This window comes from Paraburkholderia sp. GV068 (genome assembly GCF_003058125.1).
GTDB lineage: Bacteria > Pseudomonadota > Gammaproteobacteria > Burkholderiales > Burkholderiaceae > Paraburkholderia > Paraburkholderia graminis.
In genome coordinates this window covers 934,093-948,358 of the sequence record NZ_QBUB01000001.1, presented here as the reverse complement: position 1 = coordinate 948,358, position 14,266 = coordinate 934,093, and the positions used below count along the sequence as shown (strand labels likewise).

The window sequence follows — 14,266 nt, the reverse complement described above, 5'->3', positions numbered from 1 at the left end:
CGAGTCAGATCGCGCCGCTGTCGCGCGCTTCGCCGACGCCACTCTGCACCCGGCCTCTGATGCCCGGAAAGCGCATCGTCACGGTCGTGCCCTCGCCGACCGCCGATTCGATCCGCAGCCCGCCGCCGAACGATTGCATGATGCGGTTGCAAAAGATCATGCCCATGCCGTGACCGCCGCGGCCGGCGTGCGTCGTCACCGGATCGAGCAGCAAGCGCGCCTTGACCTCCGGTTCGATGCCCGGACCATTGTCGTGCAGACGAATTTCCGGCTCCGGTTCGCTTACCACTTCGACACGCAACGAAGGCGCGGGGCAACCGTCGAGCGCGCGCAACGCATTCGAGATCAGCGACGAGAGAACCAGCGCGACGCAATTGGGCATCGCGTGAATGACAAAATCGCCGCGCGCGTCGACGGCGACCCATTCGCGCTGTGCGCCCGCAAACGGATACGAGTCGAGCAAGGTGGCGATGAGGCGCGTCGCCTTCACCTCGCGCGCCGCGCTGCCCGACGCCGGCTGCGGGCCGCCGCTCTTGTGCACCGTCGCCCAGAACGACGAGATCAGCGTCAGGCAATACTGCGCGTTGTTGAGCATGGACGTGGCCGCGAGACCGATCTCGCGCTGACGCTCGGGATCGTAGTCCTGCGCGACGTCGTTCTCCACCGAGCGCGCAAAGAGCGAGATCGCGGCGAGCGGCGTGTTCAGTTCGTGAGCGAGGAACGCAAGCGTCTCGTCCATCGCGAGCAGCCGCTGCTGACGCGTTTCGCGCTCGGCGTACCGCGTCACCGCCTGCCGCAGCACCTCGCGCACGGACTCCACGCGAAGCGGCTTTTCGAGGATGCGGAACAGGTCGCCGGTATTGAAGGTTTGCAGCAGCATGTCCTTGTCGGCATACGCGGTCACGAGGATGCGCACGATCTGCGGATACGTTTCTCCGACTTCGCGCAGCAGATGGCCGCCGTCGCGGCCCGGCATGCGAAAGTCGGTGACGAGCACGGCAATCTCGGGACCCAGATCGTGCAGCAGCGCCATCGCTTCGTCGGCGTCGCGCGCGAGATGCACGCGGTAATCGTCGCGGACGGCGCGGGCGAAGTGGTTGCGCGACATCTCATCGTCGTCGACGAACAGGACGGAGAACGGTGTTTGGAGCGGCGCGGGCGTTGCCGTCTGATTTGTCGTTTGTGTTGAATCGCTCATTGCGTTTTCGGGCACATCCATTCGTGGATGCCGACAGTCGGCGGTCGATTGCATTCTACCGTTGCGGCGCGGGCGCATCGGAAAAGCTTGCGGGGCTACGCAAAACGGCGAAGTCATTGCGACCGGATGAGGCCGCGTTTGCAATTGATCGGGCAATTGATCGGCAATCCATTCCGCAATTCATTCCGCGATTCATTCCATTACATATCGCATGCACTTTCGCAAACAAGCCCGATACAATAATTACATTAAACCGACACTCGGCTTCAATTGCGCATTCAGCACGATAATTGCTCCAGGATTAACACCGATAACGCTGCGCGGATTCCTGCAGACGCTTAAAGGTCGGCGTACACTCGCGCTCGAAGACCATGCCACGGGCGTGTCGGTCATCGGCATCGCGCGCGGCTTACCGAAAACGGAATGGAGACCAGGAGAACAATCCATGAGCTGGACACGCGAGCAGAGAAACGTCACGATCGCCGCCTATCTCGGCTGGACACTCGACGCATTCGATTTCTTTCTGATGGTTTTCGTATTGAAAGATATTGCAGCGGAATTCAATACGAAAATCCCCGATGTCGCGTTCGGCATTATGCTGACGCTGATGATGCGGCCGGTCGGCGCGCTCATTTTCGGCTGGCTCGCCGACCGCTACGGCCGCCGGCCCACGCTGATGGTCAACATCGCGTGCTTCTCGCTGCTCGAATTGCTATCCGGTTTCTCCCCTAACCTCGCCACGCTGCTGGTGCTGCGCGCGCTGTTCGGTATTGCGATGGGCGGCGAATGGGGCGTGGGCGGCGCCTTGACGATGGAGACCGTGCCCCCGAAGTCGCGCGGCATCGTCTCCGGTTTGCTGCAAGCGGGCTATCCGAGCGGCTACCTGCTCGCGTCGGTGGTGTTCGGCCTCTTCTTTCCGTATATCGGCTGGCGCGGCATGTTCTTCGTCGGCGTGTTGCCCGCGCTGCTGGTGCTGTACATTCGCGCGCACGTGCCGGAATCGCCCGCGTTCAAGACACTCGAAAAGCAGGCACGGCCCGGCCTCGTCGCCACGTTGAAAAAGAACGTGAAGCTGTCGCTGTACGCGATCGTGCTGATGACCGCGTTCAACTTCTTCTCTCACGGATCGCAGGACCTGTACCCCACTTTCTTGCGCGTGCAGCATCAGTTCGACGCGCACACGGTGTCGCTCATCACGATCACGCTGAACATCGGCGCGATTTGCGGCGGGCTCTTTTTCGGCATGTTGTCGGAGAAGATCGGACGCAAGCGCGCAATCTTTATCGCCGCGCTGATCGCTCTGCCGGTGCTGCCGCTGTGGGCTTTTTCGAGCACGCCGGTGCTGCTCGCGGTGGGCGCGTTCCTGATGCAGATCTCCGTGCAAGGCGCATGGGGCGTGATACCGGTTCATCTGAACGAGATCTCGCCCGATGAAATCCGCGCGACCTTCCCTGGTCTCGTGTATCAGCTCGGCAATCTGATTGCGTCCGTGAACGGACCGCTGCAGGCGAGCGCCGCCGAAGCCCACGGCAACAACTATGCACTCGTGATGGCCGTCGTGATCGGCGTCGTCGCGCTCGTGATCTGCGCGCTGATTCCGTTTAGCCGCGAGCGCCGCGGCATCGACATGACGCAGTCGGCCGCGCATGTCGGCGAACACGTGCAAGGCCGCCCCGTTGGAGGACAGCTTTAAGCGTTCGAACCAAACAACTGTTTCGCCGCGCGGTTATCGGGCACAATAGACGACAAGGCGGCTCGAACCGCCACGGCACGCAGCCTGTATGCACAGAGCACCACGGCATACATAGCGCGCGTGCCGCTTGAACTAGCGCATAAGCGCAGGCCAAACAGAGTACCGATCAGCACCGATTCATACGAGGCCGTTCCGATTCGTCGGAACGGCCTTTTTATTTTTCGCGCGCGAAGCGTTGCGCCCAACCTTGAGTCTTCTAGAGGAGTTAATCGACACGCAACCCTTGCTCAGCTTCACCATCCTTCATATCCTGAAAAAAACGGCTGTTTCAAATTGACATTTGAATCGCCTGTTTGCGGGCCGGGCGCCCGGCAACTGGGAGACGCAACATGGCAGGTCGCACAACAAGCCGGCACGCCGGCGATACGAAGTCACGCATTCTCGACGCCGCTGAGACGCTCTTCATCGATTGCGGATACGAGGCCATGTCGCTGCGGCAGATCACTTCGCGCGCCGAAGCGAATCTCGCGGCGGTCAACTATCACTTCGGCAGCAAGGAATCGCTGATTCACTCGATGCTGTCGCGCCGGCTCGACCGCCTCAACGAAGAGCGCGTCAAGCTGCTCGATCGCTTCGATCAGATGCTCGGCGAACGGCTCACCTGCGAGCATGTGCTCGGCGCGATGTTCATTCCGGCGCTGCGGCTGTCGCGCGATCCGCGCGTCGGCGGCAAGGCATTTTTGCGCTTGCTCGGCCGCGCTTACACGGACCCGTCCGCCTTCATTCGCGACTTTCTGAATGCGCACTATGCGTCGGTGGCCGTGCGTTTTTTCGACGCGTTCCAGCGCGCGCTGCCGCATCTGCCGCGCGAGGAACTCGGCTGGCGTCTGCACTTTGCGATCGGCGCGTTGTCGGGCGTGCTGGCAGGCGCCGACACCGAGAGCCTGATCGCGGAGTTCTCGCAGGGCAAGTCGATGAACGACCTGCAACTGATCGCCCGTCTTGCATCGCTGATGGTCGCCGCACTGAAGGCGCCGCTGCCCGACGCGTCGCAACTGGCGATGTTCGCGGCGGTGCTCGGCGACGCGACGGATACGGATGCCGAAGCGGATGCGGACAGCGACGCGAGCACCGCCACGGCCGCGCAGAACAGCCAACACGCTACGAACGATGCCGCGAACGAAGCACATCGCGACGCTGACGACTCAGCGAGGTCATCTGCTTCGCGAGGCAACCCAGGCATGTCGGCTGCATCAGCACATGTACATGCACATACACATGCACATACACCGGCACATGCGAGCCTCGACGGCGAGTCTCGCGGCAGTGCGATAGAAGCCTGTCCGTTGCAGCAGGTGTGGCACGGCGCGACATAAAAACGCCGTTCGACAAAAAGCAGGCCAAGCGCCAATCGACGCCAAGCCTGCTCGCACAACATCAAAAAAGCGAACCGTCCACGCGCCGTGGATGCGTTCGCGCGCATCATCGAAACAGGGAGGAAACGTCATGTCGTGGTTCGTTCTACTGCTGGTCGTCGGCGCGCTTGCGCTCGTGTACGTTCAGGCGCGCGCGCTCTGGTGGCTGGTCTTCATGGTCGCGTGGGTCGCCGCCGTGCGCGTGAGCGGAGCGGCGGGCGTGGCCGCGACCACGCTGTTCGCGATCGTGCTGGTCCTGCCCGCCCTCGTGCTCGCCGTGAAGCCGCTGCGCCGCGCGTGGCTCGCGAAGCCGGTGCTCGACACGTTCCGCAAGATCTTGCCGGACATGTCGCCGACCGAGCGTGACGCGATCGAAGCCGGCACCGTCTGGTGGGACGCCGAACTCTTCTCCGGCCGTCCGCATTGGGACACGCTGCTAGGCTACGGCCCAGCAACATTGACGGCCGAAGAGCAGTCCTTTCTCGACAACGAATGCGAACAGCTATGCGACCTCGCGAACGACTGGGAAACCACGATGGTGTGGCAGGACCTGTCGCCGCAAGCGTGGCAGTTCATCAAGGAGCGTGGCTTTCTCGGCATGATCATTCCGAAGCAGTATGGCGGCAAGCAGTTCTCCGCGTACGCGCATTCGCAGGTCATCATGAAGCTCGCCACGCGCTGCTCGGCCGCGGCCGTTTCGGTGATGGTGCCCAATTCGCTCGGCCCCGCCGAACTGCTGATGCACTACGGCACCGACGAGCAGAAGAACCACTATTTGCCGCGTCTCGCGCGCGGCGATGAAATCCCCTGCTTCGCACTGACGAGTCCCTACGCCGGCTCGGACGCCGCCGCGATTCCCGATGTCGGCATCGTGTGTAAAGGCATGCACGAAGGCCGCGAGACGCTCGGCTTTCGCGTCACCTGGGACAAGCGCTACATCACGCTCGGGCCGATTGCCACCGTGCTCGGCCTCGCGTTTCGCGCGCTCGATCCCGACCGTCTGCTCGGCTCGAACGACGAACCCGGCATCACGTGCGCACTGATTCCGACCGATCATCCGGGCGTGAACATCGGGCGCCGTCACTGGCCGCTCAACGCGGTGTTCCAGAATGGCCCGAACTCCGGCAAGGACGTCTTCATTCCGCTCGAGTGGGTGATCGGCGGACGCGCGCAAGTGGGCAACGGCTGGCGCATGCTGATGGAATGTCTCGCGGCGGGCCGGGCGATTTCGCTGCCGTCGTCGAATGTGGGAATGGCGAAGCTCGCCGTGCGCGGCACGGGCGCGTATGCCGCCGTGCGCCGCCAGTTCCGCACGGCCGTCGGCAAGTTCGAGGGCGTGCAGGAAGCGCTCGGCCGCATGGGCGGCAATCTGTACGTGATGGACGCCGCGCGCCGCCTGTCCGCGCATGCGGTAGATCTCGGCGAAAAGCCTTCGGTGATTTCGGCGATCGCGAAGTATCACATCACCGAGCGCGCGCGCATGGTCATCAACGACGCAATGGATGTCACCGCCGGCAAGGGCATTTGCATGGGGCCGTCGAATTTTCTCGCACGCGCCTATCAGCAGGTGCCGATTGCGATCACCGTCGAAGGCGCGAACATTCTCACGCGCTGCCTGATCATCTTCGGTCAGGGCGCGATTCGTTGCCATCCGTACGTGCTGAAGGAAATGAGCGCAACGCGCGAAGCCGACCGCGCCAAAGCGCTGCGCGATTTCGACGACGCCTTCTTCGGCCACGTCGGCTTCACGCTGTCGAACGTCGTGCGTAGTGTCGTGTACGGCATCACGGGCGGCGCCTTCATCGCCACGCCGCGCGCCGCGCATGCGCCGCTGCACGCGTACTATCGCGCGGCCACGCGCATCGCCACGGTTTTCGCGCTGCTCGCGGATGTCTCCATGTTCGTGCTCGGCGGCGATCTGAAACGCCGCGAACGCATTTCGGCGCGTCTTGGCGACGTGCTCTCGCAGCTCTATCTGATCTCCGCAACGCTGAAGCGTTTCGAGGACGAAGGCCGTCAGGAAGACGATCTGCCGCTCGTGCGCTGGGGCGTGGAGGACTCGCTGTATCGCGCGCAACAGGCGCTCGACGGCGTGCTCGCCAATTATCCGAATCGCCTTGCCGCCGGCCTCGTGCGTGTGCTCGCCTTCCCGTTCGGCCTGCCGCATCGCGAGCCGTCCGACCGCCTCGGCAGCGCGATCGCGGAACTGATGCAGACGCCGGGCGCGGCGCGCAACCGGCTGGTGTCCGACTCGTACGTGCCGCATCCCGACGTCGATGCGCTGGGCTACGGCGAACTCGTGTTCGAGCTGAACCCGCGCTTCACGCAGATCGAGCAGAAGCTTCGCGAAGCGGTGAAAGCGCGCCGCCTCGAGCCGATGCCGCAGAGCGTCGTGCAACTGGGCGCATGGGCCGACGCCGCGCTGCAGCAAGGCCTGATCGACGCCGACGAGCGCCGCGTGCTCGACGAGTACGCGCGCTACGCGGCACACGTCGTGAAGGTCGACGACTTCCCCGCCGACTTCGACCTGCTCGCCAGTCTGCAACGACGCAAGGACGCACTCGAAACGGCGCTCGAAGTCGCGCTGTGACGCGCAGCAGGGCTCGGGCCTCGCCATGAAAAAACCTCGCTGCGAAACACGCCGATGCGCGAAACTCAGTGCACACTGACGGACGTGCGGACGTGTCCAGCGGAGCAACCAACAACATGAACGACTCTTACCTGAACTTCGTCAATTCGCCGTTCGGCGCGCGTCTTGCGCGTTCGCTGGGTCTGCCGAAGCCCGAGGTGCTGCGCCGCTATCGCGCGGATCGCCCCGAGTTCGACGGCCTGATTGCGATCGGCGCGGGACGCGGGCCGCATCTGCTGGATGCGCTCGCGAATCTCGTCGCAAGCATCGGCGTGACGAGCGTCGCGCATGAAAGCGCCGGCTTGTGGATGCCGCTCGCGCATCGTCACGGTCTGATGACGGGGCGTTTTCAGGCGGCGGAGGCAGGCTCGGCCACGCGTCTTGCCGCGTTGATCTTCGATGCGAGCGGTATCGAGGACAGCAGCCAGATGGAGCCGCTGCATGCGTTCTTCCACGACACGCTGCGCTCGCTCGGCAAGTGCGGGCGCATCATTGTGCTCGGGCGGCCGCCGCAAGACTGCGCGAATCCGCGGCAATGGACCGCGCAGCGCGCGCTCGAAGGCCTCACGCGATCGCTCGGCAAGGAAGCGCGGCGCGGCATCACCGCGAACCTGGTCTATGTCGGCGAAGGCGCTGAAGCGCGGATCGAGGCCACGCTGCGCTTTTTTCTGTCGCCGCGCTCGGCGTACGTGTCGGGTCAGGTCGTGCACATTACCGCCGACGGCCCCGACTCGAGCGCCACGCGTTCGCTTACGAAAGACGGCAAAGCCGCGGCCTTCGATTGGCAAGCGCCGCTCGCGAACAAGCGCGCGGTGGTGACGGGCGCGGCGCGCGGCATCGGCGCGGCCATTGCAAGCGTGCTCGCGGCGCAAGGCGCGCATGTGATCGGCATCGACATTCCGTCGGCACGCGACGCGCTCGACGCGACCATGCGCCAGTTGAACGGCACCGCGCTCGCCTTCGACATCGCCGCGCCCGAAGCGCCCGCGCAGATCGCCGCCGCGCTCGACGATCAGGGCATCGACATCATCGTGCACAACGCCGGCATCACGAAGGACAAAACCATCGCGAAGATGACCGCCGCTATGTGGCAGAGCGTGATCGACATCAACCTGTGCGCGCAGGAGCGCATCGACGACGCGTTGCTCGCGGCCGGCATTCTGCGCGACGGCGGCCGCATCGTCGCCGTGTCGTCGATCAGCGGCATTGCGGGCAATCTCGGGCAGACCAACTACGCGACGTCGAAAGCGGGTGTGATCGGCCGCGTGCAAAGCATGGCGCCGCTGTTGCGCGCGCGCGGCATCACGATCAACGCGGTCGCGCCGGGCTTCATCGAAACGCAGATGACCGCGAAGATGCCGTTCACGCTTCGCGAGGCCGGCCGCCGCATGAATTCGCTCGCCCAGGGCGGCCAGCCGGTCGACGTCGCGCAGACCATCGCGTGGCTCGCGCATCCGGGCTCGGGCGGCATCAGCGGCCAGGTGGTGCGCGTGTGCGGACAAAGCCTGATCGGAGCGTGACCATGCAAGAACCCGGTGATCCGTTCGGCGGCCAGCACGCGTCGACTCTCGCGCAACGCGATGCGGTCCGGCCGAAGACCGTCGTTATCGATACCTTGCCCACGCCGGCGCGTCTTTATGCGCGCGCGTTGTCGGGCGTCGTCAAGCGCGGACGTCCAGCGCAGTTGCCGGCGTTGCGTCTGGTGCGCCCCGCCGTCGCGCTCGATGCCGGGCCGGCCTGGCGTTACGCGCGCGTGTGCGGATTCATTCCCGAACACGGCGTGCCGCTCACGTATCCGCATCTGCTCGCGTTTCCGCTGCATCTGCTGATGCTCACCGATCCGGCGTTCCCGTGGCCCGCGGTCGGGCTGCTGCATCTCGCCAATCATGTGCGTCTGCGCCGGCCGCTCGCGTACAAGGACGTTTTGCGTATCGAGGTGGAGTTCGGCGCGCTGCTGCGTCACGACAAGGGCCAGGCGTTCCTGCTGCATACGCGCATTTACCGGCGCGGCGAAGCGGTGTGGGACGGCGACAGCGTTTATCTGAAGCGCGGCGTGGCGGCGAGCGGCGCGCCGCTCGATCCGCTCGTGGTGGATGCCGCCGCGTTGCAGCGCATCGCTCGCTGGCAGCTCGCGCCGCAACTCGGCCGCGATTATGCGAGCGTGTCCGGCGACTACAACCCGATCCATATGAGCGCGCTTTCCGCGAAGGCGTTCGGTTTTCCGCGTGCGATCGCGCATGGCATGTGGACGCTTGCGCGCGCCGCATCGTCATTGCAGCCGCCGAAGCCGCTTGCCGAAGCCACGCTCAGCGCCGAATTCAAGTTGCCGATGCTGCTGCCCGGCGAAGCGACGCTATGGAGCGCGTCGTCCTCGCTGATCGAACGCGATATCGAGGTGCGCGACATCGCTGGAGAAAAGCCGCATTTGCGCGGGCGCATGCAATGGAGACTGCAATGAACGCATGTCCTGCAATCAGACCCGCGCCGGAACAACGATAGCGGCGCTTGCCGCTGTCTACGCGAGCCACATCAATCCAACACGCCACAAGAAGGAGCCGAGCATGCCTCACCCGCTGCCACCCGTGCGCCGCGTCGCGATTATCGGCGGCAACCGGATTCCGTTTGCCCGCTCGAATACGGCCTACGCGACCGCGTCGAATCAGGACATGCTGACCTTCACGCTGCAAGGACTGATCGACCGCTACAACCTGCATGGCGAACGTCTCGGCGAAGTCGCGGCGGGCGCCGTCATCAAGCATTCGCGCGACTTCAATCTCACGCGCGAATCCGTGCTGTCCACCACACTCGCGAAGGAAACACCCGCGTACGATGTGCAACAGGCATGCGGCACGGGGCTCGAAACCGCGATCCTCGTGGCCAATAAAATTGCGTTGGGGCAGATCGACGTGGGCATCGCAGGCGGCGTGGATACGACTTCGGATGCGCCGATCGGCGTGAACGAGAACCTGCGCAAGATTCTGCTCGAGGCGAACCGCGGCCGCAGCCCAGGTCAGCGCGTCGGCGCGCTGGCGAAGCTGCGGCCCGGCATGTTTTTCAAGCCGCTGTTGCCGCGCAACGGCGAGCCGCGCACGGGTCTTTCGATGGGCGAGCATTGCGAACTGATGGCGAAGCGCTGGAACATCTCGCGCGAGGCGCAGGACGTGCTCGCCTACGACAGTCACCGCAAGCTCGCCGAAGCGTACGCGCGCGGCTTCGTCAACGATCTGATGACGCCGTACCGCGGCCTTGCGCGTGACAACAATCTGCGCTCCGACCTCACGCTCGAAAGGCTCGCTTCGCTCAAGCCCGCGTTCGATCGCGACGCCGGTACGCTGACCGCCGGCAATTCGACGCCGCTCACCGACGGCGCATCGGCGGTACTGCTCGCGAGCGAGGACTGGGCCGCGCGCCGCGGGCTGCCGGTGCTGGCGTATCTGAGCTGGTCGGAAGCGGCGGCCGTCGACTACTTCGACAAGAAAGAGGGCCTCTTGATGGCGCCTGCGTATGCGGTGCCGCGCATGCTCGCACGCGCGGGACTGACGTTGCAGGACTTCGATTTCTACGAGATCCACGAAGCGTTCGCGGCGCAAGTGTTGTGCACGCTCGCGGCATGGCAGGATGACGAATATTGCCGCACGCAGTTGGGCCTCGACGGCCCGCTCGGCGCGATCGATCGCGAGAAGCTCAACGTCAACGGCGGCTCGCTCGCGACGGGTCATCCGTTTGCGGCGACGGGCGGGCGCATCGTCGCGGGTCTTGCGAAGATGCTCGCGCAACTCGATAAGCCCGCGGGCACCGCGCGCGGATTGATCTCGATCTGCGCGGCGGGCGGCCAGGGCGTGGTGGCTATTCTGGAGCGCTGACCGGCGTCGCGCGAACCATAAGCAAAGCACTGCACAAACAGCACACAAACACATGAAGCCCCGGCTTCAGGAGACGACCGATGACCGAGCCCACTCAAGCCTCGCCCTCGCCCGCCGCTGCGAATCAGGCAAGCGGGCGTGCCGGGCGCGCGCCCAACACCGACGGTATCTGGTACGCGTCGTACCCGGCCGGCGTGCCGCATGAAATCGACGTCAACAAGTACGAGTCGCTCGTGCAATTCTTCGACGAATGCATCGCGCAGTTTCGCGAGCGCGTTGCGTACGTGAGCGTCGGCGCGAGCATGACGTATGGCGAACTGGGCCGCAAGGCGACGGCCTTCGCCGCGTATTTGCAGAGCATCGGCGTGAAGCCCGGCGAACGCGTCGCGATCATGCTGCCCAATACGTTCCAGTATCCGGTATCGCTGTTCGGCGTGCTCAAGGCGGGCGCCGTGGTGGTCAACGTGAACCCGCTCTACACAGTGCGCGAGCTTGCGCATCAGTTGAAGGACAGCGGCGCGCAAACCATCATCGTGTTCGAGAACTTTGCGAAGACGGTACAGGACGCGCTGCCGGGCACGAAGATACAGAACGTGATCGTGACTGGACTCGGCGACCTGCTCGCCGACGGCCTGAATATCAAGGGACGTCTGCTCAATTTCATGCTGCGTCATGTGAAGAAGATGGTGCCCGAGTATCAGTTGCCGCAAGCGGTGCCGCTTCTGAAGGCGCTCGCCGTCGGCTATGCGCGGCCGCTCACACCGGTTCGCCCGACGCATCACGACATCGCGTTTCTTCAGTACACCGGCGGAACCACGGGCGTCGCGAAGGGCGCGATGCTCACGCATCGCAACATCATCGCCAATCTGCTGCAGGCGAAGGCGTGGTCCGAAGGTCAATTGAGCGGCGAGATAGAAACGGTGCTCACGCCGCTGCCGCTTTATCACATCTATTCGCTGACGGTGAACGCGCTGATCTTCATGGGACTCGGCGGGCGCAACATCCTGATCGCGAATCCGCGCGACATGAAGCGCGTGATGATGATCATCCGTCATGAGAAGTTCACCGGCATGACCGCGGTCAATACGCTGTACAACGCGTTTCTCGAGAACGAGGAATTTCGCAAGCGCGATTTCTCCGACCTCAAGCTCGCGATGGCGGGCGGCATGGCGACGCAAAGGTCGGTGGCCGAGCGCTTCAAGGCGGTGACGGGCAAGCCGATTATCGAAGGCTACGGCTTGACCGAATGCTCGCCGATCGTGTCGATGAATCCCGTCGACGTGTCGAACCTGCGCGACTTCGAAGGCTCGATCGGCTTGCCCGCGCCGTCGACGCAAGTGCGCTTCAGAAAAGACGACGGCAGTTGGGCGGACATCGGCGAGGCAGGCGAATTGTGCGTGATGGGCCCGCAGGTCATGAAGGGCTACTGGAACCGGCCTGAGGAGACCGCCAAGGTGATCGACGACGAAGGCTGGCTCGCGACCGGCGACATCGGCGTGATGGATTCGCGCGGCTTCATTCGTCTCATCGACAGGAAGAAGGACATGATCCTCGTGTCGGGCTTTAACGTTTATCCGAACGAGATCGAGGACGTAATCGCGGCGCATCCCGACGTGCGCGAAGTGGCGGCAATCGGTGTGCCCGACGACGCCCAGGGCGAGCGCGTGAAAGTGTTCGTCGTGAAGCGCAATCCGTCGTTGACCGCCGAACAGGTGATCGCGCATTGCCGCAAGAATCTGACGGGCTACAAGGTGCCGAAGGTCGTGGAGTTCCGCGATGAGTTGCCGCAAACCAATGTCGGCAAGATTCTGCGCCGCGCGCTGCGGGACGAGGAACTCGCGAAGCAAAAGTCTGCCTGACTCCCAAGGCGCTCGCGTGAAGCGTTGCGCCACCTTTCGGGAGAGTTTTGATGACGCCTTGCCTGTTCGCACGCTTGCGGTTGTTTCGCGCGATGCGCTTGAACGCGACAGCCGCTGTTTGCGCGCCGCCGGCTCAGCGCGACAAGCTGCCGTTTCGCAAGCTGCGGTCCGGCGCGCTCGTCGCGTGCGCCGTAGCATGTGCAATCGTAAGCATCGGCGTCTCGCCCGCCTTCGCACAAAACGACGACAAGCCGCCGCCGCTCGAAACCGCAAGCGCGGTCAAGCCACCTTCGACGCCCGCTTCGCAAGTCGGCAAGTTGACGCTCGATCAGCAGGTCAAATGGCTGCGCGCCGCTCAGCAAAGCGGCACGCTCGAAGCACTCGACGACGCGCAACTGGTCGCGCTATTCAAGTCGCTCGATCCGCTCGCGCTGCCTCGCTATATCAAGGAAGGTCCGAACGGCTACGCGTCGTATGAGTTCACGATGTCGCGCTCCGAGCGCGTTCGCGGCCAGTGGCCCGACAAGCCCGATCACATGCTGGTGCGCGTCGCGCACGACCCGCTGCGCATCTACGCAAAGTGGCTGCCCGACGGCGGGCACGCGGGCCAGGAAATCATCTACGACGAATCGAAGCGCAGCGACGAAATGTATGGGCACCTCGGCGGCATCATGAACGTGATGCCGTTATGGACGTCGTTGAACGGCGCGCTCGCCCGCTCGCAATCGAATCACCAGGTGCGCGATCTCGGCACCGAATACATCGCGCAGCAGTACCTCGCCGAGGGCAAGAAATTTATCGAGGCCGGCTTGCCGCGCTCGATGCAGATCGACGTGCAGACCATCGACGGCGTGCGCGTGGTCGCGTTCACGTTCGAGACGCCGACCGGTCAGCCGCAGTTCTACGCGAAGAAGGAGACGCTCGGGCTCGATTTGCGGCATCCGTATTTCCGCACCGTCGAGTCTTATGACAACGACGGCCGCATCTTCGAGAAGATCGTGTTCGAAACCATCACGCCGAAAACTTTCGACGACTCGACTTTCGACCCGCAAAACAAGGCCTATAAATTCTAGTCCTAGCGTCGTCGCGGCTCAACGCGGCGCGAATACGAAGCTGACGTGAGCGGGCTTGGCATCGGCGGACTGCGCGGCCTGTTCGTGACTATGCTCGATGCGATGCGTCGCGCGAGTCGCGAGTTCTCTCAACACGAAGTAATCGGACGCGCGCGTCACGCCGATCAGCCAGCGCGCCGCGTTTGCATTGGCAGCCGATGCGTGCAGCAGCGGTGAAAGCGTGGTGTGCCATAGCAAGCCGATGTCGTCGCCGGTTTCGAAAGTGGGCAGGTTCATCGCGGCGGCGTAGCGGGCAAACGCGGCGCTAGCCGGCAGCGTCGAATCGGCGATCGCGAAGGTGTCGCCGCGTGCCGCCGCGTGGCCGAGCCAGGGCCACACGGAGCCCGCCGTGGTGGAAAGCCATGCGCTCGTCATCATGAAAGTGCGCCGGTCCATGCTCGTGCTCCGGTTGTTCGATGCGGCTCATTTCGCCGCTTGCGCTCACGTTGCGTTCACGTTGCGCTCCACTTTGCGCTCCACGTTGCGCTCCACTTTGC

General features: G+C 64.1%; 10 protein-coding genes. 8 read left to right on the top strand and 2 right to left on the bottom strand.

From position 1 onward, the window contains the following. Window positions 1-4 precede the first annotated feature (4 nt). On the bottom strand, window positions 5-1,198 hold the full coding sequence (locus C8K18_RS04265) for a hybrid sensor histidine kinase/response regulator (RefSeq protein ID WP_044021885.1): 1,194 nt from the start codon (window positions 1,196-1,198) through the stop codon (window positions 5-7). Between the two features lie 445 nt (window positions 1,199-1,643). Here C8K18_RS04265 and C8K18_RS04260 point away from each other — a divergent pair, with 445 nt between their 5' ends. From C8K18_RS04260 to C8K18_RS04225, 8 genes are all read left to right on the top strand, one after another. After that, window positions 1,644-2,891, top strand: a complete 1,248-nt coding sequence (locus C8K18_RS04260; RefSeq protein WP_053858205.1) for an MFS transporter — start codon at window positions 1,644-1,646, stop codon at window positions 2,889-2,891. Window positions 2,892-3,280: 389 nt separating this feature from the next. Beyond that, on the top strand, window positions 3,281-4,267 hold the full coding sequence (locus C8K18_RS04255; protein ID WP_107706735.1) for a TetR/AcrR family transcriptional regulator: 987 nt from the start codon (window positions 3,281-3,283) through the stop codon (window positions 4,265-4,267). Between the two features lie 130 nt (window positions 4,268-4,397). Continuing rightward, window positions 4,398-6,896, top strand: coding sequence for an acyl-CoA dehydrogenase (locus tag C8K18_RS04250; RefSeq protein ID WP_107706734.1), 2,499 nt, complete (start codon window positions 4,398-4,400; stop codon window positions 6,894-6,896). A gap of 116 nt (window positions 6,897-7,012) precedes the next feature. Further along, the gene (locus tag C8K18_RS04245) at window positions 7,013-8,455 is read left to right on the top strand and encodes a 3-oxoacyl-ACP reductase (RefSeq protein ID WP_107706733.1); all 1,443 of its coding nucleotides are present in this window, start codon (window positions 7,013-7,015) and stop codon (window positions 8,453-8,455) included. Between the two features lie 2 nt (window positions 8,456-8,457). Then, on the top strand, window positions 8,458-9,393 hold the full coding sequence (locus tag C8K18_RS04240; RefSeq protein WP_053858209.1) for a MaoC/PaaZ C-terminal domain-containing protein: 936 nt from the start codon (window positions 8,458-8,460) through the stop codon (window positions 9,391-9,393). A gap of 103 nt (window positions 9,394-9,496) precedes the next feature. Continuing rightward, complete coding sequence (locus tag C8K18_RS04235) at window positions 9,497-10,798, top strand: acetyl-CoA C-acetyltransferase (RefSeq protein WP_107706732.1); 1,302 nt, start codon at window positions 9,497-9,499, stop codon at window positions 10,796-10,798. An 80-nt stretch (window positions 10,799-10,878) separates the two neighbouring features. Beyond that, window positions 10,879-12,657, top strand: coding sequence for an AMP-binding protein (locus C8K18_RS04230; RefSeq protein ID WP_107706731.1), 1,779 nt, complete (start codon window positions 10,879-10,881; stop codon window positions 12,655-12,657). Window positions 12,658-12,749: 92 nt separating this feature from the next. After that, complete coding sequence (locus C8K18_RS04225) at window positions 12,750-13,730, top strand: DUF1571 domain-containing protein (RefSeq protein WP_374710142.1); 981 nt, start codon at window positions 12,750-12,752, stop codon at window positions 13,728-13,730. 18 nt (window positions 13,731-13,748) lie between these two features. Here the strand turns inward: C8K18_RS04225 and C8K18_RS04220 are convergent, their stop codons facing one another. After that, window positions 13,749-14,165 carry a hypothetical protein gene (locus C8K18_RS04220; RefSeq protein ID WP_107706729.1) on the bottom strand — a complete coding sequence of 139 codons (417 nt, stop codon included), beginning with the start codon at window positions 14,163-14,165 and terminating at the stop codon, window positions 13,749-13,751. Window positions 14,166-14,266 lie beyond the last annotated feature (101 nt).